This is a genomic window from Mesorhizobium sp. WSM3862, from assembly GCF_002294985.1.
In the GTDB taxonomy this organism is placed as follows: Bacteria; Pseudomonadota; Alphaproteobacteria; order Rhizobiales; family Rhizobiaceae; genus Mesorhizobium.
The window spans coordinates 239,146-262,018 of record NZ_NSGE01000005.1 but is presented as its reverse complement, the minus strand read 5'-3'; the positions used below and the strand labels follow the sequence as shown (position 1 = coordinate 262,018).

Here is a 22,873-nt window from a genome sequence, read left to right as displayed (position 1 = left end):
CGATAAAGAATTCGTCACTGCAGGAACCCGTGTCGAGGAGAACAGGCGGAAGGGCGCTTGCTGCGGCCCTCCGCCGGCTAAAGCCAGACAGGCCTCGTCAGATGACCGGGAAGCCCGGATGGCGCGGCGGCGGTTCCTGGCCGAAATATTCCTTGAAGGCAGCGTCGTAGAGCGCCGTCTCGTGCCCGAACATGGCGATGGTGAAGGTCTGGTTGACGTAGGTCAGCCAGTCGAGGTCGCCCTGCCTGATGGCCGCGCCGTAAAGCATCGAATACCAGCTCTTGCCGGCGTCGAAATATTTGTCCGGGTTGCGCGAGGCGAGCCAGCGCACGGTGGAGAGGTCGACCGCGGCGGCGTCGACGCGCTTGGATTCCAGCGCCTGCAGCACGTTGGCCTGGGTGTCGATCTGCATCACCTGCGCCTGCGGCAGGGCAAAGTGCACCGAGTTTTCGGCATCGACATTCTGCAGGATCGAGATGCGCGTGGCGGAGCCGTTCGCCAGCAGCTTGTCGAAAGTCTTGTTCTCGGAGCCGGGCAGCGTCAGCAGCGCGACGCCTTCGACATAGTAGGGGCGCGAGAAGTGGATCAGCTGCGAGCGCTGCGCCGTCATGGTCATGAACTGAATGGTGATGTCGACCTTGTTGGTGGTCACGTTCGGAATGCGCTGCGCCGGATCCTGCATGACGAATTCGACCTTGGTCGGGTCATCGAAAAGGCCCTTGGCGAGGATGCGCCCCATGGTGATGTCCATGCCGACCAGCTCGCCGGCATCGTTCTCGAAATGCCACGGCGCGTTGGTGCTGCCGGTGCCGACGATCAGCTTGCCGCGATCGAGCGCGGTGCGCAGCACGCTGTCGGACGCGGCTTGCGCGGCGGCCTTCTCGGCGCTGACCGCGGTGAGCGCGCCGGCGGTGGCAAGTCCGGCCATTCCCAATTTCAGAAAATCACGTCTTCCGGATGTGTCGTTCACGGCGACCTCCTTTGGTGGTGTGTTCCCCATGAATACACGCGTCAGCAATCGATATACGATTGTCTCTTACAAGAGACGTATGTATCCTGTACAAGACAGATACTAACACCGGGAAGCGACAATGCAAGATGGCGAAACACTGACCGAGTGGCAGGCCGGAAGTTCGGACGAAGAGAGGCCCGCGAACTCTCGCGAGAAGGGTCTCAACCGCGCGCTGCACATTCTGGAGTTCCTGCATGCCACGCAGCGCGCGATCGGCATCGGCGAGCTGGCCAAGGGGCTCAACGCCCCCCGCTCGACGACTTACACGCTGGTTCGCGAGCTGGTCGGTGCCGGTCTCCTGGAGATGGCCGGCGACGGCAACCGCGTCTATTTCGGCAAGAAGCTTTACCTCTACGGAATGGCCTATATGCGCGGCAACGACCTGCTTAGGCGCGGACGGCAGGAGGTCGACACGCTGTCGCGCGAGACCGGCGAGACCTCGGAGCTGTGCATGCTGCAGAGCGGCCGCTACACGATCGTCCATTCGAGCCCGGGCACCAGGCCGTTCCGCATCAGCTCGGCCACCGGCCTGCAGATCCCGCTGCCTTGGACCGCGTCGGGCCGGCTGCTGCTCGCCGGCCTGGAACGCAGCCGGATCGAGGCGATGATCTCCCAGGACGACCTCATGCTGCCGGATGGCCGCAAGATCGAGCTCGACGATTTCATCGACGACATCGCAAAAGCCCGCGTCACCGGCTATTGCGTGACGTCGGGCCTTGTCGACGCCTATACCAAATGCTTGGCGGCGCCGGTCTTTTCAACGCCCGGGAAGATCGAGGCGACGATGTGCCTGGTGGTTCCGATCGACACGTCGGAAGATCGGACAGGCGAGCTGGTCGCGCTGCTGCGTGACCGCGCCGCGCGGCTTTCGATCTCTTAGCCGTCGAGCGTAAGAAGCTGCCGGTCAGGCGATGATGTCGGGGATGATGCGGTCTTCCAGCGCCATCAGCCGGTCCTTCAGCATCAGCTTCTTCTTCTTCATGCGCTGGATCTGCAGCGGGTCGCAACCCATGGCGATCATCGCATTGATGGCGGCGTCGAAATCGGCGTGTTCCTGTTTGAGCCGGGAATATTCGAGGCGTATCTCAGCCTGTTCCTGTTCGGACATTATCTACCGTCTGCGTATGCGTCGCCCAGGGATGGGCCTTTGGGCGGGGCCGGTGGGTTTGTGACCGGCGCGCCGCTGATATCACATTTCACATTGTCGTGGAATGCTACCACGCGGCATTCGACATCGAGATTGGTTGGTGGCAAACTGTCATCGTGCCGTCACAGTTGCGACCTGCGGTGGACGTGCCTGAGACGGCTGCAATCGAGGAATCCATGAAAGGGAGAACCAATCATGTCTCTTGCATCCCATCTTGATGAGCTGCAGCGGAAGCACGGCGACATCGAGCGCGAGCTTATCGACGCGATGAATCATCCTTCGGTAGACGACCTCGAGATCGCCACTCTGAAGCGGCGCAAGCTGGCAATCAAGGACGAGATTGAAAAGCTGAAGGCGAAACCGACGGCACACTGAAACTCCTCTAGGCAACATAACCGCACCCGTCGGGTGCAACCCAACCGGTGGCAAGAATGCCGCCGGTCTGGCGAGTTTACGCTGAATTTCCTGACTCTTCCTGGAATGCAAACGCAGCCCGATGTGGGCTGCTGAACCGCACGGCCGCCAACCAAGCGCAGCCGATTTGCGGACCGTGGCTGTCACCGGCCATTGACAAGCCATCTTTGCTCCGCCACCTCATGCCCGGAACTTCCAGATGAAGGCGGCCGGCATGACCGGATATTTTTCTTCTCCTTTCCCGCGCCGCGCATCGGTCGGCGTCGATGTCGGCGGCGTGATGGTCGGCGGCGGCGCGCCGGTCGTCGTGCAGTCGATGACCAACACCGATACCGCCGACATCGATCAGACCGTTGCCCAGGTGGCGGCGCTGCATCGCACCGGCTCGGAGATCGTGCGCATCACCGTCGACCGCGACGAGAGCGCCGCCGCCGTGCCGCGCATCCGTGATCGGCTGGCACGGCTCGGCGTCAACGTGCCGCTGGTCGGCGACTTCCACTATATCGGCCACAAGCTGCTCGCCGATCACCCGGCCTGCGCCGAGGCGCTGGCGAAATACCGCATCAACCCCGGTAATGTCGGCTTCAAGGAAAAGAAGGACCGCCAGTTCGCAGCGATCGTCGAGATGGCGATCAGATACGACAAGCCGGTGCGGATCGGCGTCAACTGGGGCTCGCTCGACCAGGAGCTCTTGACCCGGCTGATGGACGATAACCAGGCCCAGGGCTCGCCGCTCACCGCCCAGGAAGTCACCCGCGAGGCGATCGTGCAGTCGGCGATCCTGTCGGCGGAGATGGCGGAAGAGATCGGGCTCGGCCGCGACAAGATCATCCTGTCGGCCAAGGTCAGCGGCGTCCAGGATCTGATCGCCGTCTATACCGAGCTTGCGACCCGCTCCAACCATGCGCTGCATCTCGGGCTGACCGAGGCCGGCATGGGCACCAAGGGCATCGTCGCTTCCTCAGCTGCCATGGGTATCCTTCTGCAGCAGGGCATCGGCGACACGATCCGCATCTCGCTGACGCCGGAGCCGAACGGCGACCGCACGCGCGAGGTGCAGGTGTCGCAGGAACTTTTGCAGACGATGGGCTTCCGGCAGTTCGTGCCGATCGTCGCGGCCTGCCCCGGCTGCGGCCGCACGACCTCCACCGTCTTCCAGGAGCTGGCCCAGAGCATCCAGGCCGACATCCGCAAGAACATGCCGGTGTGGCGCGAGAAATATCCGGGCGTCGAGAACCTGAAGGTCGCGGTGATGGGCTGCATCGTCAACGGCCCCGGCGAATCCAAGCATGCCGATATCGGCATATCTTTGCCCGGAACCGGCGAGACGCCAACAGCGCCGGTGTTCATCGACGGCAAGAAGGCGGCGACGCTGCGTGGCCCCTCGATCGCGCAGGATTTCGAAAAGATGGTCGCCGACTATATCGAGCAGCGGTACGGACACGGCAAAGCCGCCGCGGAATGAGCCATGCAGCGCTTGCTCAGGACGGCACTGATCCTGATTTGCGCGCTGATCCCTGCCGGTCAGGCATTGGCCGATCCGCCGCAGTCGCGATCGGCCGCAAAACGGCTGATCAATCGCGTCTGTGACCTGATCGAAACTCAGGCCGAGCAAAATGGCCTGCCCAAGGATTTCTTCGCCCGGCTGATCTGGAAGGAGAGCCGCTTCGATCCCAATGCGGTGAGCCCCGTGGGCGCCGAAGGCATCGCCCAGTTCATGCCGGGCACGGCCAAGCTGCGCGGGCTTGCCGATCCCTTCGACATCGGGCAGGCGATCCCCGCCTCGGCCAAGTATCTTGCCGAGATGAAGGCGGGCTACGGCAATCTCGGCCTCGCGGCTGCCGCCTACAATGCGGGCGAGAACCGTGTGTCGCGCTGGCTCTCCTCCGGCGGCTTCCTGCCGATGGAGACCGAAAGCTATGTCTTCGACATCATGGGCGAGCCGGTCGACAAGTTCTCGGACACCGCCTATGCCGGCACTATCCGGCCGCTCGATCCGAAGATGAGCTTCGCGGTCGCCTGCCGCAGGCTGCCGGTGATCATGTCGCGGACCGTCGCCATGGCCTCGATCAACGTCAAGCCGTGGGGCGTCCAGGTGGCCGGCAATTTCCGCCGCTCCGCCGCAATCAGTCAGTGGTTGCGGGTTCGCGGCCGATTCCCTTCCCTGCTTGGCAGCCATGATCCTGTGGTCAGCCGCGTGCGCACGCCGATCGGCCGGCGCGGCATCTATGCGGTCAGGATCGGTGCCGACTCGCGCGCCGAGGCCAACGGCATCTGCAATAAGCTGCAAAGCGTCGGCGGGGCGTGCCTGGTTATGCGAAATCGGTAGCTCAAGCCGTCTTCGCCGCCACCGTCTCGCTGAGCCAGGTGCCGATCTTGGCGCCGAGGCGGTCGGGAGAGACCGGCTTCGGCAGGTAGTCGTCCATGCCGGCTTCCATGCATTTTTCGCGGTCGCCCTTCAGCGCATGCGCGGTGACGCCTATGATCGGCGTATGGCTGCCGCTCTGCCCTTCGATGGCGCGGATGGCGCGCGTCGCCTCGTAACCGTTCATCTCAGGCATGGAGACGTCCATCAGCACCAGCCTCGGGCGCAGCGAGCGGTACATCTCAACCGCGGTGCGGCCATTGCCGGCAATGCGATAGCTGAGGCCGAGGCCGTTGAGGATCTGGCCGAAGACCAATTGGTTCACGTCATTGTCCTCGGCGATCAGGATATCGATCGGACCGCTCGGCGCCGCCGCCGGTTCGGGCGAGAGGACCGGAACGGCTGGACCACGGATGACGGTGAAGGGCGGCGGAGCCGACTGGACGACGACCGGCTCGCGCACGAAATGCGCCTTGCCGCCTTGCGTGCGCGCCTTCTGGATGGCGGAGATCACGGTGCCGAGCAGCACCGCCGAACGCGCCGGCTTGGTGAGATGCGCGACGATGCCGAAATCGATCACCAGTCGGCCGAAATCGACCTGGTCGACCGAAGTGAGCAGCACGACCGGAATGGAAGACAGGCGGCTGTCGGCGGCGATCGTCTTGGCGACATCGGCGCCGTTCATGCCGGGCATCTGGTAGTCAAGGATGATGCAGTCGACCGAAGCGCCGAGCTGGCAGGCGCGGTCGAGAAAGGCGAGGCCGACGGCGCCGCTTTCGGCCGCGGCGCAGTCGAAGCTCCAGCTGCGCAGCTGCTCGAGCAGGATCTCGCGATTGACCGGGTTGTCGTCGATGACCAGGACGCGGGCGCCGGTGACGTCGACCGGCACGATCTCGTCGCGCGCTTGCTGATTGTGTGCCGGCAGCGGTACGGCGAACCAGAAGACCGAGCCGCGGCCGATCTCGCTTTCAACGCCGATCTTGCCGCCCATCAGGTCGACGAGGCGGGCGGAGATGGCAAGGCCGAGCCCGGTGCCTTCGTGACGACGGGTGGACGAGCCGTCGACCTGGGCGAATTTCTCGAACACGCTCTGCAGCTTCTCGGCGGGGATGCCGATGCCGGTGTCCTCGACGCGGACCTTGAGCTGGACGGTTCCGTCGATCACATCGCCGCCGACATCGATCAGCACATGCCCCTTCTCGGTGAACTTCACCGCATTGCCGAGCAGGTTGGTAACGATCTGGCGGAAACGGCCGGCGTCGCCGACGACGAAGCCAGGTAGGCGCGGGTCGACGCGCACGATGAGCTCGAGGTTCTTTTCGGCAACGCGGGCCGAGACCAGGGTGGCCACGTCCTCGACCGCTTCGGCCAGGCGGAACGGGGCGGGGTCGAGCGTCAGCTGGCCGGCATTGATCTTCGAGAAATCGAGAATGTCGTTGATGATGGTGAGCAGCGCGTTGCCGGATTTGACGATGACGTCGGTGAAGGTCTTCTGGCGCGGCGTCAGCTCGGTCTTGGCGAGAAGCTCGGCCATGCCGAGCACGCCGTTCATCGGCGTGCGGATCTCATGGCTCATATTGGCGAGGAATTCCGACTTGGCCCGGTCGGCCGCCTCGGCCTTGAACAACGATGCTGCGGTTTCGGCGAAGGCGCGGCGGATCGCGTTCTCCATCGGCCGGAAGATCAGAACCGCGGCGATGGCGATGACGGCGATCAGCAGACCGCTCGCCCATAGGAGCAGCCGGTCGCTGGCGGCATCGGCGAGGCGCCGCTCGTCATCGAGCGCGGTGCGCACGCGAACCAGCATCGGCTGGGCGAAAAGATCGTTCTGGTTGCGGATCTCGCGGTAGCTCCATTCGTCGACTGTCTGGGCCACCGACATCAGGTTGAAATTGCGCACCATGTCGCGCGCCGACCAGAACAGATCGTCGTTCACCGAAGCGGATTCGAGCGCATTGAGCGTATTCTTCGACAGCCGCGGCCTGATCGCCGCGAGCTGCGCGTTCAGGATTTCGATCTCGCCCATCAGCCGTTCGGAATGGCCGCGCGCGGCTGCGGTCAGCCCATCGCGGGTCTCGGCCCGCCACACGGTTCCGGTCGTCTCGGCGAAATTGGTGGCGTTGCGCAGGTCGCGCGAGAAGATGACGAAATTGGCGCTCAAGGCAGCGACCTCGTGGCGGTATGAGTTCACGCGGTTGAGCGCGAACATGACGGCCGCCGAGGCCAGGGCAAAGACGAGCAATCCCGAAATATAGCGGACCCGGATCGACCGGATGAAGGAGGAATACTCCGGCATGCGTAACCCCAACCCAAACGCACAATTTTAACAGTCGGGATTACGCTTGATTTACATTAAGATTTCGTTGGTGCGGCTGCCTGTCTTGCCTGCGCATTTAGGGCTCAGGGGCAGATTTAAGCACGTCAATCCGTCGACAGGGAAAACTCGTTTGCGATGGTGACGTGGTGGTGAATGCGTCCCTCGAAATATTTGCCCAGAACAGCCTCGGTCGCGGCGCGAGATTCCGCGCGGGCGGGGCTCGCGAGCGCGGCCTCGACCGCGGCCATGTCGCGATAGTTGATTGCCAGGATCATCGGGAATTCCGGCGCGCCATCGTCGCGCTTCTCGGCAAAGCTGACGCGTACGTCTAGCGCGCCCGGGAAAGCCTTCCACTTCGGCAGGACGGTTCTGATCACATCCTCGCGGAAGGCTTCGGTCTGGCCGTCCTTCACCTTGCCTTCAAACAGCGCATAGCGTGTGATCATGCTGCGGGCTCCTCATCCTTGCGTAGGAAAAATTCCATCAAAGCGGCCTGGTCCTCGCCACCCAGTCCGGCGGCCGTCAACAGCCGGTGCACTTCGGCGCAGACGGCCGTCAGCGGCATTGCGGTGTGCGTGCGCCGCGCCAGGTCCTGCGCGGCGTTGAGGTCCTTGACCATGTTGTCGATGCGGCCGGTGCGCCGGTAGTCGAGGGTCGCAAAACGCGGCAGGTATTCCTGCAGAATGGCGCTGTCGCCGCGGCCGCCTTTCAGCGCCTGCGGGATCTTGAGCGCGTCGACGCCGGCATCGAGCGCCAGCCGGGTCGCTTCCGCCACAGCCATGAAGTTCAGGGCGCAGAGCACCTGGTTGATCAGCTTCGTCGTTTGCCCCGCACCGGCCGGGCCCATATGCGTATAGTTGCTGGCGACGTGGTGGAGCACCTTGTGCGCGTCCGCCACATCTTCCGCCTTGCCGCCGGCCATCAGCGTCAGCTCGCCGACGAGGGCTTTCGGCGCCCCGCCCGAGAGCGGAGAGTCGACCCAGCGCAGACTCATTTCGGCGGCGTCCGCCGCCAGCTGGCGCGTCGCGTCGGGGTCGATAGACGACATGTCGATGATCAGCGTGCCGGGCTTCGCGCCGGCGACGACGCCGCCATCGCCGAACACGGCGCGGCGCACGATCGCAGCGGAATTGAGGCTGAGGATGACGAAGTCGGCCGCTGCGGCGGCCGCGGCCGCGCTGGCCGCGGCGCTGGCGCCCTTCGCAACCAGCGTTTCCACCTTGACCGTGTCGAGATCAAACACGAAGAGCCGGTTGCCGGTAGCGAGCAGGCGTTCGCCGATCGCTCCGCCCATGGCACCAGCGCCGATTAGCGCGACTATGTTGGTCATGACGGTCGCTCCTCAAATCTGGATGTTATGTCCGCGACAATCTTTTCGAGCGGTGCGTCGATCGCCACCGCGATCGCATTCTCGTCCTTGCCTGGCACTTCCAGCGTCGCGAACTGGCTGTCGAGCAGGCTGGTCGGCATGAAATGGCCGGTGCGCTCGCTCATGCGCCAGGAAATCAGTTCACGCGAACCATCGAGATAGATGAACAGCACCGGCGCGCGGGCGTGCTCGGTGATGAAATCGCGATAGGCGCGCTTCAGCGCCGAACAACCGACGATGACCGGTGCGGGCTGCAGCCTCAGCGTTCCGCCGACTTTCGCCAGCCACGGCCACCTGTCGGCGTCGTCAAGCGGAATGCCTGCGCTCATCTTGGCGATGTTGGCCTCGGGGTGCAGCTTGTCGCCATCCACATACGTCGCCTGGATCGCACGGGCCAGCGCCTCGCCGACCGTCGTTTTGCCCGAACCGGTGACGCCCATGACGACCATGCGCGGCGGCAGGTCAGATCGAAGCTGTGATGCCGCCATCGACATAGAGGACATGTCCGTTGACAAAGGAAGAGGCATCGGACGCCAGGAAGACGCAGGCGCCGACCAGTTCTTCGACCTTGCCCCAGCGGCCGGCCGGCGTGCGCTTTTCGAGCCAGGCGCTGAAGGCCGGGTCGGCGACAAGGGCCGCGTTGAGCGGCGTGTCGAAATAACCGGGCGCGATGGCGTTGCATTGCAGGCCGTGCCTGGCCCAGTCGGTCGCCATGCCCTTTGTGAGATTGCCGACCGCGCCCTTGGTCGCCGTGTAAGGCGCGATACCCGGCCGGGCGAGCGCGGTCTGCACGCTGGCGATGTTGATGATCTTGCCGCGGCCGCGCCTAATCATGTGGCGCGCCACGGCCTGGCCGACATGGAAGACGCTGGCGACGTTGGTCTGCAGCAGGCGCTCGAACGCGTCGGCGGGAAAGTCCTCGAGCGGCGTGCGGAACTGCATGCCGGCATTGTTGACGAGGATGTCGATCGCTCCTTGAGCCTGCTCGAACGCATCGATGGCGGCGCGTACCGCATCATGGTCGGTCGCATCGAAGGCGAGCGTCGCAGCGCCGGGGATTTGCGCGGCCGCAACGGCGAGTTTTGCCTCGTCGCGGCCGTTGAGGACCACTTTGGCCCCGGCACCGGCGAGCCCCTTTGCCAATGCAAGGCCGATGCCTTGCGAGGAGCCGGTGACGAGCGCGGTGCGCCCGGTGAGATCGAACAAGGTGGACGACATTTTCTCGATTGCCTCTCGTCGCTGTCCGTTTTATGTTATCGATAACATCAGCTGTCAAGTCAAGTGGAGTGAAAACCGATGCAGCGGCCCCATATCCTTCAGGTTGGACCTTATCCCGCGTGGGACGAGGTGCCGCTCAACGAAGCCTTCGTGGTGCATCGTTATTTCGCGGCCGAGGACAAGCCGTCCTTCCTCGCCGACGTCGGGCCGCAGGTCCGCGCCATCGCCACCCGCGGCGAACTCGGCGCGAACCGCGCCATGATCGAGGCCTGCCCGGCGCTCGAGGTCGTCTCCGTCTACGGCGTCGGCTTCGACGCGGTCGATCTGTCGGCGTGCCGGGAGCGCGGCGTGCGGGTCACCAATACGCCTGATGTGTTGACCAACGACGTCGCCGATCTCGGCATCGCAATGATGCTGTGCCTGTCGCGCGGCATGATCGGCGCGGAGCGCTGGGTGCGCGACGGGAGTTGGGCGGCGAAGGGGCTCTATCCGCTCAAGCGCCGCGTCTGGGGCCGGCGGGCCGGCGTGCTCGGCCTTGGCCGCATCGGCTATGAGGTGGCCAAGCGTCTTGCCGGCTTCGGCATGGACATCGCCTACAGCGATGTCGGGCCGAAGGATTTCGCCTCGGACTGGAAATTCGTGGCCGATCCGGTCCCGTTGGCCAGGCGTTCGGATTTCCTGTTCGTGACGCTGGCCGCCTCCGCCGCCACGCGTCACATCGTCAACAGGGAGGTGATCGCGGCGCTTGGCGAGGACGGCATGCTGATCAACATTTCGCGCGCCTCCAATATCGACGAGGATGCGCTGCTCGATGCGCTCGAGAAGAAGGCGCTGGGGTCTGCCGCGCTCGACGTTTTCGAGGGCGAGCCGAAGCTCAATCCGCGGTTCCTGGCGCTCGACAACGTCCTTTTGCAGCCGCACCATGCGTCGGGCACCATCGAGACACGCAAGGCGATGGGCAAGCTGGTACGCGACAACCTTGCCGCCCATTTTGCTGGCCAGCCGTTGCTGACGCCGGTGCTGTGAAATTGTTTTACGCAAGTTTTCACGCAAAGCCTGCCTGCACAGTCCGAGGAGTTAGCCTGCCATGAAGTCGATCGTCATCCACGCCGCCAAAGACCTGCGCATCGAGGACCGTCCGGTCGAGGAGCCGGGTCCGGGCCAGGTGCTGTTGCGTCTTGCCGCCGGCGGCATCTGCGGCAGCGACCTGCACTACTACAATCACGGCGGCTTCGGAACGGTGCGCCTGAAGGAGCCGATGATCCTCGGCCACGAAGTCTCCGGCGTGATCGAGAGCCTCGGGCCGGGAGTGAGTGGACTGCAGACGGGACAGCTCGTCGCCGTGTCTCCGTCGCGACCCTGCTACAGCTGCCGCTATTGCCGCGAGGGCATGCACAACCAGTGCCTCAACATGCGCTTCTACGGCAGCGCCATGCCGTTCCCGCATATCCAGGGCGCGTTTCGTGAAATGCTGGTGGCGGACGCGATTCAGTGCGTCCCGGCCGACGGCTTGACCGCCGGCGAGGCGGCGATGGCCGAACCGCTGGCGGTCTGTCTGCACGCGACGCGCCGGGCCGGAGAGATGCTGGGCAAGCGCGTGCTGGTCACAGGCTGCGGGCCGATCGGCCTGCTGTCGATCATCAGCGCGCGCCGCGCCGGTGCCGCCGAGATCGTCGCCGTCGACATCGTCGATTTCACGCTGTCGATGGCCATGCGCGCCGGCGCCGACAAGACCATCAACACCCGAAGCGAGCCGGAAGGATTTGCGCCCTACCTTGCCGACAAGGGAACGTTCGACATCCTTTACGAATGTTCGGGCGCGGCGGCGGCGCTGGCGCAAGGCATCGCGGCGCTGCGTCCGCGCGGCACCATCGTCCAGCTCGGCCTCGGCGGCGCCGAGATGGCACTGCCGATGTCGACGGTGACCGCCAAGGAACTATCGATCAACGGCTCGTTCCGCTTCCATCCCGAATTCGCCGTCGGCGTTGAGCTGATGCGCAAGGGGCTGATCGACGTGAAGCCGCTGATCACCCACTCGGTGCCGGTCGACGAGGCGCTTTCCGGCTTCGAGCTCGCCAACGACCGCAGCCAGGCGATGAAGGTCCAGATCGCGTTTGCGTGAGCTGCAACGGCGCGTTGCATTCCGCCGTGATATCGATAACGTACGGCTATGCAATCTTCGCCCAAACGGCCAACCATGGCCGATGTCGCGCATCGCGCCAACGTCTCGACGATGACCGTGTCGCGCGCTTTCAAGCGCGACGCTTCGGTCAGCGCCGATACGCGCGACCGCATCCTAAAGGCGGCTGAAGAGCTCGGCTATGTCTTCGACAGCATCGCCGCCAACCTGTCGTCGCGGCGGTCGGGGTTCGTGGCCGCGACGATCCCTTCGATCAACAACGCCAACTTCGCCGACACGGTGCGCGGGATGACCGAGGGCCTGCGCGACAGCGGGCTGGAGATCCTGCTCGGCTTCACCGACTATAATGTCGAGGAGGAGGAACGCCTGGTCGGGCAATTGCTGCAGCGGCGCCCGGAGGCGATCATCGTCACCGGCGGCCGGCACACGCCGCGCTGCCGCAAGCTGCTGGCAAATGCCGGCGTTCCGGTGGTGGAGACCTGGGATTTGCCAGCCGATCCCATCGGCCACGTCGTCGGCTTTTCCAATGCCGATGCCGGGCGGCTGATGGTCGATCATCTCGTCCAGCGCGGCTATTCGAGGCTGGGCTTTATCGGTGGCGACACCTCGCGGGACACCCGCGGCCTGGACCGCCGGCGCGGCTTCGTCGCGGCGCTGGAGGACCGCGGCCTCGACGCTTCGCGCGTGATTGCCTCCGGCGTGCCGCCGATCTCGATGCGCGAGGGCGCGACCGCCATGGTCGAGATGATCTCGAGCTGGCCGGATACACAAGCGGTGATGTGCGTGTCCGACCTCTCCGCCTTCGGCGCCCTGATGGAATGCGTTCGACGCGGCATCCGCGTGCCGGACGACGTGGCGATTGCCGGCTTCGGCGCCTATGATCTCGCCGAGCAGTCGGTGCCTTCGATCACCACGATCGACGTCGGCGCGCATGAGATCGGCATCCGCGTCGCCGAGCTGGTGCTCGACCTGCTCAACGGGCGGCGAGCGCTCGATGACCGCGTCGTAATCGGCATGACGCCCAAGGTTGTTGTGCGACACACGGCCTGAAGCGTCGGAAAAAACGAACGGCCGGCGGGATGATCGCCGACCGCTCGCTGATCGTTCTGGATGGCGTCTATTTGCCCCAGATCTTCTTGTATTGGTCGCGGTAGCCGTTGCCCGGGTCGAAACGGTTGTCCGGGCCGCCGTCGAACTCGACATTGTCGGAAGTCACCACATGCAGCGGCGAGATGTAGCCCGACCATTTCTCGCCGGCCATGGCGCGGTTGAGCTCGTCGACAAGCTGCCAGCCCTGCAGGTTCAGCGGCTCGGCCACCGTCACCTTCTGGAACTGGCCGGAGCGGATGCGCTGGTAGGCCGATTCCGAACCGTCGCCCGCCGCGACGTTGATCGGCGCATCGGTGCCGGACTTGCCGGCCGCCGCGAGCGACGGCCCCATAAAGTCGAAATAGAGGTCGTTGATCGCCAGCGAATGGGTCCATTGATCGCCGTATTTCTGCAGCAGCGAGGTGGTGAGCTGCGGCATGCGCTGCGAGGTCTCGGCGATCGGCGTGTCGACATATTCGAGCACCTTGCCGCCGAGATCCTCGATCTCCTTCTTCATCCGGTCCGCCTTGGCGATAGCGATCTGGTAGGTGGAATCGGTGAAGATGATGACGCCGGGCTTGCCCTTGGCGTCGACAAAGGCCCAGTCGGCGGCCGCCTTCGAAACTTGCATTGGATCGGTCGAGACGTTGGCGACGATGCCGAGATCGTCGATCGGGCCGACGGTCGGCGCGGCGTGCCAGGCCACCATCGGGATCTTGGCCGCCTTGGCCTGCTCCATCGCCGGCTTCTGCTCGACGGCGTCGAAGCCGTTGATGATGATGCCATCGGGATTGAGCGCCAGCGCCTGGCCGAAGGCAGCGGTGCGGCCGCCGATGGAGCCGGCGCCGTCAAGCGTCTTGACCGTCCAGCCCAGGGCGGCAGCGGCTTCCTCGACACCCTTGGTGACGCCGAGGATGCCGCCGTTCTTCATGTCGGCGCCAAGCACGACGATGGTCTTGCCGGCGGCCCCTTTCGGTCCCGTGGTCGGTCCGTCCCACTTCTCGACCTTGCTGGCATATTTATCCACCACCGCTTTGGCGTCGGCCATCGGGTCGGCCAGCGTCGGCGAGGCGATGCCAAGCGCCAGGCAGGCAATTCCGAGCTGTAGGACTGTTCTGCGCTGCATATCGTTTCTCCCATTAAGCATTGTCGGTTGTATTTGTTGATTGGCTGGTGGCTGGTCGGCTGGTGGGCGCGGATGCCGGCACCACCGCGCCGCGGCGGCGCTGCGCGTAGCCGGCAATGCCGATCGCGACGAGCAGGGTGACGCCGTTGAACAGCGGCTCTACCCAGAACGAGCCGCCGAACTGCTGGATGCCGGAAATGCCTACGGCGAGGATAACGACGCCGACGATCGTGCCCCAGACGTTGACGCGACCCGGCTTGATGGTGGTCGATCCGAGGAATGCGCCGACCAGGGCCGGCAGCAGGTATTCGAGGCCAACACTGGCCTGGCCGATCCTGAGTTTCGAGGCCAGCAGCACGCCGCCCAAGGCGGTGAGCGCGCCGGAGGCGACGAAGGCTCCCATGACGAATCTCTGCACCGGAATGCCGTTGAGCGCGGCCGCCTTCGGATTGGCGCCGATGGCGTAGAGGTAGCGGCCGAGCGGCATGTATTCGAGCACCAGCCACATCACCAGCGCCAGCACGACGACGTAGTAGCCGGTGATCGGCAGGCCAAACAGCATGGTGCCGTTGAGGGAAAGGAAACCGTCGGGAAGCACGCCGACGACTTGGCGGCCGCCCGTGTACCACATTGCCAAAGCGTAGAGCACCGTGCCGGTGCCGAGTGTGGCGATGAAGGAATCGATGCGCGCCACCTCGACCAGCAGGCCGTTGATGAAGCCGGTGAGCACGCCGAGCAGGATGACGATGAGCACCGCGAACGGCCAGGGCACGCCGAATGCGGTTTGCAGGCTGATGGCAAGGATGTGCCAGAGCACGATGCCGTAGCCGACGGTGAGGTCGATGCGGCCCGAAGCCATCGGAATCATCGCCGCCAGCGACAAGAGCGCGATGATCGCCTTGTCGGAAACGATCGAGCGCAAATTGAGCAGCGTCGGGAACGTCCGCGGCAGGAGCAGCGAGAAGAGCAGGATCAGGAGCAGCGTCAGGATCGGCAGGCCGTAGACCGGCAGATAGCGCGCCGCCTTCTGGCCGTAGCTCAGCCCGGCGAGCTCCGAACGGGTCGGCTCAAGCGCCGTCGATTTGATCGAGTTCATGGATCCTCCTCAGGCAGCTTCGGACACGGAAGCGGCGCGGATGAGCGCCGCCGTCGTCAAGGCATCGCCGGCGAGCTCGCGCACGATGCGATTGTGCGAGAAGACGAGCGCGCGGTGACAGATATGGGCGACTTCCTCGAAATCGGTGGAGACGACGATCACTGCCAGCCCGGCTTCGACCGCGGCAGCGATCAGCCGATAGATCTCGGCCTTGGCGCCGACATCGACGCCCGCCGTCGGATCCTCGGCGATCAAAAGCTTGCGGCCCGTCGCCAGCCAGCGGCCGACGACCACCTTCTGCTGGTTGCCGCCGGAGAGCGCCTCGATCGGCAGGTGCGGGTCATTGGGCCGCAGCCCCAGCCGCCCGCCGAGCTCCCGCGTCAGCTCGCTTTCCCGGGCCGGCTTCATAAAGGAGAAGAGCCCGCGGCCGACGGCCGACGGGTTGAGATACATGTTCTCGCGCACCGAGAGCGACAGCGCCACGGATTCCTCGGTGCGGTCGCGCGCAATCAGTCCGACGCCGGCGGCAAGAGCGGCGCCGACCGAGGACAGGTCGAGGCGCTTGCCGTCGAGCCAGACCAAGCCGTCGAAAGCTTCGGCCCCAAACAGCGCGCGGCCGACGGCTTCCTGCCCGGCGCCGCGCAGGCCGACCAGGCCAAGCAACTCGCCGGACCGTGCCTCGAAGCGAACCGGACCGACACTGCCGCAGGTGAGGTTCTCCACCCTGAGCCGCTCCGGCCCGTCCTGCCAATGCGACTTGGCAAACATCTGGTGCGCCGGCCGGCCGACGATGAGATCGACCAGTTCCTGCGGCGTGGTCTCGGCCACCGGCTTGACCGCGACCATGCGGCCGTCGCGCATGACGGCGACGCGGTCGGCGATGCGGAACACCTCGTCCAGCCGGTGCGAGACATAGATCATGCCGACGCCGCGCTGGCGCAGGGGCCGCAGCGCCTCGAACAGGCGCTCGACCTCGTCCGCCGGCAGGCTCGCCGTCGGCTCGTCGAGAACCAAGACGTCGGCCTCGGTGGCCAAAGCCCGGGCAATCGCCACCAGAGACTTTTCGGTGCGGGAGAGGTCCTGCACCCTCGTCGCCGGATCGAAGGCACAGCCGACCAGCGCCAGCGCGCGCTCGGCGCGGCGCTCGGTGTCTTGCCAGTCGATCAGGCTGATGCGGCGCGAAAAACCCTGCGCCATGCCGACATTCTCGGCCACGGTCATCCATTCGATCAAGCCGAGGTCCTGATGGATAAAGGCGACCTTCTGCGGCTGATTGGGGCGGGGCGGGCGATGGTGATAATCCTCGCCGCGAAAGCGGATCGTGCCCTGGTCGCGCTTGTGGATGCCGGCGAGCGTCTTGATCAGCGTGGATTTGCCGGCGCCGTTCTCGCCGAGCAGCGCGACGATCTCGCCCTCATGGATGTCGAGCGAGACCGACTTGAGCGCCAGGGTGCCGCCGAAGCGCTTGGAGATGTCGATGAATTCGATGAGCTTGGGCCGCATTTTTTGGCCTCCTCCCAAGCCAAGCAAATGACTGAATTGCGACCGATGTTATCGCTAACATTTGGGCAGGTCAAGTCTTGAAAATGGGTCAACGCGCCGGCTATCGATGAGGCGGTTTTCGCGGAGAAGTACCATGTTCGGAGACATTGAAGGCGCTGGGTTCGAAGTTCTCGACGAGCGGTTCGAGCGGTGTTTCGTCGGTCACGTTGCGGTCGAGCGGCTGTGGACCGGCGGGCGCTGGCTCGAGGGCCCGGCGTGGTTTGCCGCCGGCCGGTATCTCCTTTTCTCCGACATCCCGAATGACCGCATCATGCGCTACGACGACACCAGCGGCGCGGTCTCGGTCTTCCGCTCGCCGTCCAACAACGCCAACGGCAACACGGTCGATTTCCAAGGGCGGCTGGTCACCTGCGAGCATCGCGCGCGGCGCGTCACCCGCACCGAGCATGACGGCTCGATCACGGTGATCGCCGACCGCTTCGAAGGCAGGCGCTTGAACTCGCCCAACGATGTGGTGGTGCGCTCGGATGGCACGGTGTGGTTTTCCGACCCGCCCTACGGCATCGCCACCGACTACGAGGGCGACCGCGGCGAGCAAGAGATCGAGGGATGTCATGTCTATCGCGCGGATCCTGGAACCGGTGAGGTAACGCGAGTTGTCTCCACGATGGCAAAACCCAACGGCCTCGCCTTCTCCCCGGACGAGACGATCCTCTATGTCGGCGACACAGGCGTCACGCATCAGAAGGACGGGCCAAGGCACATCCGCAAGTTCGCTGTCGAAGGCAACAATCTGCGCGAACTCGGCGTTTTCACCACCTGCACGGCCGGTCTGTTCGACGGGTTCAGGGTGGACACGACCGGCCGCGTCTGGGCAGGGGCCGGCGACGGCGTCCATTGCTTCGATCCAGACGGCACGCTGATCGGCAAGATCCGCATCCCGGAGACGGTAGCCAACCTGACTTTCGGCGGTCCCAAGCGCAATCGCTTGTTCATCACGGCGCGGCAGTCGCTTTACGCGGCTTTCGTGGTGGCGAACGCCGCGGGGCGGGGGTGAAAACCGCGACCTGAGGTCCGCGGCGTCAGCTGCGGTCTCAGCTGCTCCGCGTGGCGACAAACGTTGCCGCCGCCTTCAGCAAATCCGCCTGCTCGCCATAGGGCTCCAGCAGCGCATGCGCCTGGTCGATGAGGCCGTGCAGTTGCTCGCGCGCCCAATCGGCTCCGTGCAGCGCGGCAAGTGTCGCCTTGCCGGCGGCGGCGTCCTTCTTGGTCGCCTTGCCCATCTGCTTTGCGTCGGCGGTGAGATCGAGCAGGTCGTCGGCTAGCTGGAAGGCAAGACCGATCGCCGAGCCGAACTCCGCCAGCCTTTCACGGTCGACGGCGGATGCGCCGGCGATGATGGCGCCTGCTTCGCAGGCGAAACGGATCAGCGCGCCTGTCTTCATCGCCTGCAGACGGATGATGCCGGCCTCGTCCGGCCGCTTGCGCTCGGCCTCGAGGTCGAGCGTCTGGCCGCCGACCATGCCGCCGGCTCCGGCGGCGCGGGCGAGTGCCAGCACCAGCGCCGCCCGTCGCTCGGCCGGCAACGCGGTCGCCTCGTCGGCGATGATGTCGAAGGCCAAAGTCAAGAGCGCGTCGCCGGCAAGGATCGCGGTTGCCTCGTCGAAAGCTTTGTGCACCGTCGGCTGGCCGCGGCGCAGATCGTCGTCGTCCATGGCAGGAAGATCGTCATGGATCAGCGAATAGCAATGCACGCATTCGAGCGCGGCGGCGACGCGCAGCGCCGCCTCGTCATCTGCCGAAAACAGCGCCGCGCTTTCCATCACCAGAAAAGGGCGGAGCCGCTTGCCGCCGTTGAGCACGCCATGGCGCATCGCCGCCATCAGGCGTTCCGGCCGTGCGATCTCGCCGGAAAACAGAGGCGCATCGAAGACCTGCCGCAGCAGGACCTCGACTGCTGCGGCGCGCGTAAAAAGCGCGGATTCGAAGGCCACCCGGTCGTCTTTCAACATGGCCGGGACCGGTAGCCGACACTCAGACGTTGCGCAAGCAGCCTCGCGCCATTATGCCGAAGTAGCGGGTGGCACGGGTGGGGCGACTTGACGGAACCGATCGTCGAACATGAAAGCGAAGGGCTGGACATGGCACGGCCGCGGCGCCTGAACCGCGCCGGTCTCAAGCGCCTTGGCCGGCGCTGCCTGGTCGCGGCGATCGTGCTGGCCGCGATGCCGGTCGCGCTCACCTTTCTCTATCTGCCGCCCTTCGTGCATCCGGTTTCGACGCTGATGCTGAAGGATCTTGTCACCTTCTCCGGCTACGACCGGCGCTGGGTTTCGATCGACGATGTGGCGCCGGTGCTCATGCATTCGGTGATCATGTCGGAAGACGGGCAGTTCTGCTTCCATCGCGGCGTCGACCTCGGCGAATTGCGCGGCGTGGTCGACGATGCGCTTGCCGGCGAGGCGACGCGCGGCGCCTCCACCATCACCATGCAGACGGTGAAGAACCTGTTTTTGTGGTCGCGGCCGCTGGGCAGCGTGCGCAAGGTGGTCGAGCTGCCACTGGCCGTCTATTTCGATGCGGTGATGTCGAAGCGCCGCATCATGGAGATCTATCTCAACATCGCGGAATGGGGGCCAGGCATATACGGCATCGAGGCGGCCGCGCAGCATCATTTCGGCGTCTCGGCCAGACAATTGTCGCGCCGGCAGGCAGCGCTGCTTGCCGTCAGCCTGCCCAACCCGATCGCGCGCAATCCGGCCAGGCCAGGCCCGGGCTTGAGGCGCCTCGCCAATCTGATCGAGCGGCGCGCCGGGCGCTCGGGCGCTTACGTCGGTTGCCTCGATTAAGGTGACCCGGCGCCGGCTCAAAAAAATTCGTGCCAGTGCTGGCCAAAACGGCGCAAGGCGTGTATAGGCACCCGACTTTCTCAGATTATGGCCTCGATGCGGCCCTTTCGCGAGGGTTGCCGGGGCATTTTGACCATGTAGTGGAGCATATCCATGGCCGTTCCAAAAAGAAAAACCTCTCCGTCGAAGCGCGGCATGCGCCGCTCGGCCGACGCCCTCAAGGCCCCGACCTATGTCGAGGACAAGAATTCCGGCGAAATGCGCCGGCCGCATCACATCGACCTGAAGACCGGCATGTATCGCGGCCGCCAGGTGCTGGAGCCGAAGGAAAGCTGAGAAGCTTGCACGGGAAAGCTGAGAAGCTTCCATGGTTGTGACGTTTTCAGAGGACCGGCCGCTGGCCGGTCTTTTTGATTCTGGCGACCGGATGAAGGTCCTCGCGCTGGCTGGGCACGAGCCGCCGAAAAGGCAGCGGGAAAACGGCTGACATCGTTATTTCATTAGGATTTAGAGCGTGTTCGGCGCCGTCGCCGAAAAGCCTTGACGGCGTGCCCGCCGCGCCTTTTACAAAAGGGTGCCTCATTGGAGACGCCCAGATGTTCGGTGCCATCCCGCTGCTGATCGTGCCCTTCGTCCTCTACAACCTCGGACTGCTCGGCCTGTTCGGCGGCGGCGACGATCCGTGGACGATCGAAATGTTCTCGTTCCGGATGATGTCGGGCGGCGTCTTCTCGATGACGCTCGGCGACCTGATGGTGCTGATCGGGCTGATCTTCCTCTTCGTCGAGATATCGAAATCGGTGCGCACCACCAATGCGTCGATCCTGGATCATCTGTTGTCGACGCTGGTCTTCATCGCCTTCCTGGTCGAGTTCCTGCTGGTGAAGGGCGCCGCGCATTCGGTCTTCTTTTCGCTAATGATCATCGCGCTGTTTGATGTGCTGGCCGGCTTCTCCGTGTCGATGCGGTCGGCAAGCCGGGATATCAACTTAAACTAGGATTGCACCCGGCGACCCGCGGTCCAAAACGCCGTCAACCTGCGGTGGCCTGAGGCTTGCGGGCGACAACCGCCTCATAGGCGGCCTGCAGCTGCCGGCGCACGGTCGCCGTGCCGGGCGGCGTCTTCACCGGCGCTCCAAGATGTTCGTGGCGCAATTCGTCCATGAACCGATCCCACAACGGCGGGCCGCCTTTTTCGAGCAGCTCGGCTCGGATCGACAGCTCCTCGCTCACCGGCAGCCAGACGCGGCCCCAGGCGCCGAGATGCGCCATGATCGGCACAAGGGTGATTGCCATCTCGGTCAGGCTGTAGATCGCCTTCTGCTTGTGGCTGGGATCGTCCGCCTTGGTCAGGAGGCCGAGCTCCATCAGCCGCTTCAGGCGATCGGCCAGGATGTTGGAGGCAATGCCTTCGATCGAGCCGTTGAGCAATTCCCGAAAATGACGCCTGCCGCCGAAGATAATGTCGCGCAGGATGATCAGGCTCCAGCGGTCGCCGAAAACTTCGAGCGACAGATTGATCGGGCAGCCGGAGCGGTGCTCGGTGTTCATGCCAGTATCCAAAAAAACCGGTTGCATTATGATATCAGCTTGCTTATCCTGCAACTGATTGCAACATGCAAGCAGATCGAGAGATGGAGGAGGGAAGGATAGCCGTCTTGCGTCGCCCTGAAATCCATTCGGAAAGTTTCGGCGATCCGGCCGACCCGGCGATCCTTCTGATCATGGGCGCCATGGCCTCGATGCTCTGGTGGCCGGAAGCCTTCTGCCGGGCGCTTGCCGAGCGCGGCCGTTTCGTCATCCGCTACGACAATCGCGACACTGGTCTCTCGACCAAGTACACGCCGGGCGCGCCGCCTTACGGGTTCGAGGACATGGTCGATGATGCCGTCCGTGTGCTCGACGATCACAATATCGCCAAGGCGCAGGTCGTCGGCATGTCGATGGGCGGCATGATCGCGCAGATCGTAGCGCTGAAATGTCCCGAACGCGTCAGCGCGCTCACCGTGATCTCCAGCTCACCGCTCGGTGTCGATACGTCTGGTTTGCCGGGGACGAGCGAGGCCTACCGAGAGCATTCCGCCGAAGGTGCCGATGTCGATTGGTCGAACCGGCAACAGGTCATCGACTTCATGGTCAGGGACGCTCGCGCAATCGCCAGCACCCTGCATTCGTTCGACAGCGAACGGACACGTGCGATGATCGAGGAGGACTACGATCGGTCCGGCGGTCTCGCCAGCGCCACCAACCACTTCCTGCTGAAGAGCAGCGGCCCGGAGCGGCGAATAAGGGATTTGACCGTGCCGCTGCTCGTCATCCACGGCACTACCGATCCGCTCTTCCCGATCGAGCACGGCGAGGCGCTCGCCGCCGCGGTTGCCGGCGGCAGGCTGGTGCGGATCGAAGGCGGCGGCCACGAACTGCACCGCAACGATTGGCCGCAAATCCTCGAAGCCATCGCCGCATTTGGCTAGCCCGGCGGGATTAGGATTGACTCCGGCGGCCTGCGAAAATAGTTAAGTGATCACTTCAGTATTGCTTCGGCCCCCGCCGACAGGAGAAAAAATGTCCCTGACGCTGTATTTCCATCCGCTCGCTTCCTTCTGCTGGAAGCCGCTGATCGCGGTCTACGAAAACAACACGCCGTTTGCGCCGGTGATCGTCGATCTCGGCGATGCGCCGTCGCGCGCGGCTTTCTTGAAGGTTTCGCCGACGGGCAAGATGCCGGCCCTGCGCGATGACGCGCGGGGCCGCACGGTGCTGGAATCGACCATCGTGATCGAATATCTCGGCGCCTATTATCCCGGGCCGGTCGAGCTCATTCCCGCCGACGTCGACCTCGCCATCAAGGTGCGCCAGGCCGACCGCTTCTACGACTTCTACGTGCAGGAGCCGATGCAGAAGATCGTCGGCGACCGGCTGCGGCCAAAGGACAAGACCGATCCGTTCGGAGTCGAGCAGGCGCGCGAGCAGCTGCGCAATTCCTACGCCATCATCGAACGGGAGATGCAGTCAAAAACGTGGGCGGTCGGCGATCACTTCACTTTGGCCGACTGCGCCGCCTCGCCGGCGCTGTTTTACGCCAACAAGGTCGAGCCGTTCGGCGACAAATTTCCCGCCGTGAAACGCTATCACGACCGTCTGCTCGAACGGCCGAGCTTCGCCCGCGTGATCGAGGAGGCGCAGCCCTATTTCAAGTTCTTCCCCTACAATAATGGCTAAGCCTCG

The 22,873-nt window shown here is 64.6% G+C and carries 25 protein-coding genes; 13 read left to right on the top strand and 12 right to left on the bottom strand.

From position 1 onward, the window contains the following. Window positions 1–97: 97 nt before the first annotated feature. Window positions 98–928: a transporter substrate-binding domain-containing protein gene (locus CK224_RS16990; RefSeq protein ID WP_197504271.1), complete on the bottom strand. Its 831-nt coding sequence runs from the start codon at window positions 926–928 to the stop codon at window positions 98–100. Window positions 929–1,091: 163 nt separating this feature from the next. Here CK224_RS16990 and CK224_RS16985 point away from each other — a divergent pair, with 163 nt between their 5' ends. Continuing rightward, the gene (locus CK224_RS16985; RefSeq protein WP_095782531.1) at window positions 1,092–1,892 is read left to right on the top strand and encodes an IclR family transcriptional regulator; all 801 of its coding nucleotides are present in this window, start codon (window positions 1,092–1,094) and stop codon (window positions 1,890–1,892) included. A 24-nt stretch (window positions 1,893–1,916) separates the two neighbouring features. On the opposite strand, the gene CK224_RS16980 is transcribed toward CK224_RS16985, so the two are convergent. Beyond that, the gene (locus tag CK224_RS16980) at window positions 1,917–2,120 is read right to left on the bottom strand and encodes a DUF465 domain-containing protein (protein WP_067001951.1); all 204 of its coding nucleotides are present in this window, start codon (window positions 2,118–2,120) and stop codon (window positions 1,917–1,919) included. Between the two features lie 234 nt (window positions 2,121–2,354). On the opposite strand from CK224_RS16980, the gene CK224_RS16975 reads away from it, so the two are divergent. The 3 genes from CK224_RS16975 to CK224_RS16965 all read left to right on the top strand — a co-directional run bounded on the left by CK224_RS16975 (window position 2,355) and on the right by CK224_RS16965 (window position 4,902). Further along, a complete protein-coding gene (locus CK224_RS16975; protein ID WP_040998838.1) occupies window positions 2,355–2,534 on the top strand; it encodes a YdcH family protein in 180 nt (59 codons plus the stop codon). Between the two features lie 253 nt (window positions 2,535–2,787). After that, a complete protein-coding gene (gene ispG / locus CK224_RS16970) occupies window positions 2,788–4,038 on the top strand; it encodes a flavodoxin-dependent (E)-4-hydroxy-3-methylbut-2-enyl-diphosphate synthase (protein ID WP_095782792.1) in 1,251 nt (416 codons plus the stop codon). A gap of 3 nt (window positions 4,039–4,041) precedes the next feature. Then, entirely contained in the window at window positions 4,042–4,902 is an 861-nt protein-coding gene (locus CK224_RS16965; protein WP_095782530.1) for a lytic transglycosylase domain-containing protein, read from the top strand. Between the two features lies 1 nt (window position 4,903). Here CK224_RS16965 and CK224_RS16960 read toward each other — a convergent pair whose 3' ends face one another. The 5 genes from CK224_RS16960 to CK224_RS16940 form a co-directional block, all read right to left on the bottom strand. Next, complete coding sequence (locus CK224_RS16960; RefSeq protein ID WP_095782529.1) at window positions 4,904–7,234, bottom strand: response regulator; 2,331 nt, start codon at window positions 7,232–7,234, stop codon at window positions 4,904–4,906. Window positions 7,235–7,359: 125 nt separating this feature from the next. Beyond that, a complete protein-coding gene (locus tag CK224_RS16955) occupies window positions 7,360–7,701 on the bottom strand; it encodes a hypothetical protein (RefSeq protein WP_095778137.1) in 342 nt (113 codons plus the stop codon). Beyond that, complete coding sequence (locus CK224_RS16950; RefSeq protein WP_095782528.1) at window positions 7,698–8,585, bottom strand: NAD(P)-dependent oxidoreductase; 888 nt, start codon at window positions 8,583–8,585, stop codon at window positions 7,698–7,700. The genes CK224_RS16955 and CK224_RS16950 overlap by 4 nt, the downstream gene beginning before the upstream one ends. Continuing rightward, window positions 8,582–9,118, bottom strand: coding sequence for a gluconokinase (locus CK224_RS16945; RefSeq protein ID WP_095782527.1), 537 nt, complete (start codon window positions 9,116–9,118; stop codon window positions 8,582–8,584). Before CK224_RS16945 ends, CK224_RS16950 begins: the two co-directional genes overlap by 4 nt. Continuing rightward, entirely contained in the window at window positions 9,087–9,842 is a 756-nt protein-coding gene (locus tag CK224_RS16940) for an SDR family oxidoreductase (RefSeq protein ID WP_095782526.1), read from the bottom strand. The genes CK224_RS16945 and CK224_RS16940 overlap by 32 nt, the downstream gene beginning before the upstream one ends. A 78-nt stretch (window positions 9,843–9,920) precedes the next feature. Here CK224_RS16940 and CK224_RS16935 point away from each other — a divergent pair, with 78 nt between their 5' ends. The 3 genes from CK224_RS16935 to CK224_RS16925 all read left to right on the top strand — a co-directional run bounded on the left by CK224_RS16935 (window position 9,921) and on the right by CK224_RS16925 (window position 13,032). Next, complete coding sequence (locus CK224_RS16935) at window positions 9,921–10,868, top strand: 2-hydroxyacid dehydrogenase (RefSeq protein WP_095782525.1); 948 nt, start codon at window positions 9,921–9,923, stop codon at window positions 10,866–10,868. 61 nt (window positions 10,869–10,929) lie between these two features. Further along, on the top strand, window positions 10,930–11,964 hold the full coding sequence (locus tag CK224_RS16930) for an L-idonate 5-dehydrogenase (protein ID WP_095782524.1): 1,035 nt from the start codon (window positions 10,930–10,932) through the stop codon (window positions 11,962–11,964). A gap of 75 nt (window positions 11,965–12,039) precedes the next feature. Beyond that, window positions 12,040–13,032: a LacI family DNA-binding transcriptional regulator gene (locus tag CK224_RS16925; protein ID WP_095782523.1), complete on the top strand. Its 993-nt coding sequence runs from the start codon at window positions 12,040–12,042 to the stop codon at window positions 13,030–13,032. Between the two features lie 67 nt (window positions 13,033–13,099). Here the strand turns inward: CK224_RS16925 and CK224_RS16920 are convergent, their stop codons facing one another. The 3 genes from CK224_RS16920 to CK224_RS16910 are packed head-to-tail and all read right to left on the bottom strand — an operon-like array spanning window position 13,100 to window position 16,796. Then, window positions 13,100–14,197 carry a substrate-binding domain-containing protein gene (locus CK224_RS16920; RefSeq protein ID WP_095782522.1) on the bottom strand — a complete coding sequence of 366 codons (1,098 nt, stop codon included), beginning with the start codon at window positions 14,195–14,197 and terminating at the stop codon, window positions 13,100–13,102. 13 nt (window positions 14,198–14,210) lie between these two features. Further along, on the bottom strand, window positions 14,211–15,293 hold the full coding sequence (locus CK224_RS16915) for an ABC transporter permease (protein ID WP_095782521.1): 1,083 nt from the start codon (window positions 15,291–15,293) through the stop codon (window positions 14,211–14,213). Window positions 15,294–15,302: 9 nt separating this feature from the next. Beyond that, window positions 15,303–16,796, bottom strand: a complete 1,494-nt coding sequence (locus CK224_RS16910; RefSeq protein WP_095782520.1) for a sugar ABC transporter ATP-binding protein — start codon at window positions 16,794–16,796, stop codon at window positions 15,303–15,305. A gap of 133 nt (window positions 16,797–16,929) precedes the next feature. Between CK224_RS16910 and CK224_RS16905 the strand changes: the two genes are divergently transcribed. Continuing rightward, window positions 16,930–17,853, top strand: coding sequence for an SMP-30/gluconolactonase/LRE family protein (locus CK224_RS16905; protein WP_095782519.1), 924 nt, complete (start codon window positions 16,930–16,932; stop codon window positions 17,851–17,853). A 37-nt stretch (window positions 17,854–17,890) separates the two neighbouring features. Here the strand turns inward: CK224_RS16905 and CK224_RS16900 are convergent, their stop codons facing one another. Beyond that, entirely contained in the window at window positions 17,891–18,808 is a 918-nt protein-coding gene (locus tag CK224_RS16900; RefSeq protein ID WP_095782518.1) for a polyprenyl synthetase family protein, read from the bottom strand. A gap of 129 nt (window positions 18,809–18,937) precedes the next feature. On the opposite strand from CK224_RS16900, the gene CK224_RS16895 reads away from it, so the two are divergent. The 3 genes from CK224_RS16895 (at window position 18,938) to CK224_RS16885 (ending at window position 20,643) form a co-directional block, all read left to right on the top strand. After that, window positions 18,938–19,645 (top strand): transglycosylase domain-containing protein, encoded by a 708-nt coding sequence (locus CK224_RS16895; RefSeq protein WP_067002212.1) that lies wholly within the window; start codon window positions 18,938–18,940, stop codon window positions 19,643–19,645. 153 nt (window positions 19,646–19,798) lie between these two features. Beyond that, window positions 19,799–19,981, top strand: coding sequence for a 50S ribosomal protein L32 (rpmF, locus tag CK224_RS16890; RefSeq protein ID WP_006203806.1), 183 nt, complete (start codon window positions 19,799–19,801; stop codon window positions 19,979–19,981). A gap of 260 nt (window positions 19,982–20,241) precedes the next feature. Beyond that, window positions 20,242–20,643, top strand: a complete 402-nt coding sequence (locus CK224_RS16885; protein ID WP_095782517.1) for a hypothetical protein — start codon at window positions 20,242–20,244, stop codon at window positions 20,641–20,643. A 34-nt stretch (window positions 20,644–20,677) separates the two neighbouring features. On the opposite strand, the gene CK224_RS16880 is transcribed toward CK224_RS16885, so the two are convergent. Beyond that, a complete protein-coding gene (locus CK224_RS16880) occupies window positions 20,678–21,196 on the bottom strand; it encodes a helix-turn-helix domain-containing protein (protein WP_095782516.1) in 519 nt (172 codons plus the stop codon). Window positions 21,197–21,279: 83 nt separating this feature from the next. Here CK224_RS16880 and CK224_RS16875 point away from each other — a divergent pair, with 83 nt between their 5' ends. Then, window positions 21,280–22,119: an alpha/beta hydrolase gene (locus tag CK224_RS16875; RefSeq protein ID WP_095782515.1), complete on the top strand. Its 840-nt coding sequence runs from the start codon at window positions 21,280–21,282 to the stop codon at window positions 22,117–22,119. A gap of 91 nt (window positions 22,120–22,210) precedes the next feature. Continuing rightward, window positions 22,211–22,867: a glutathione S-transferase family protein gene (locus tag CK224_RS16870; RefSeq protein WP_095782514.1), complete on the top strand. Its 657-nt coding sequence runs from the start codon at window positions 22,211–22,213 to the stop codon at window positions 22,865–22,867. Window positions 22,868–22,873: the final 6 nt, after the last annotated feature.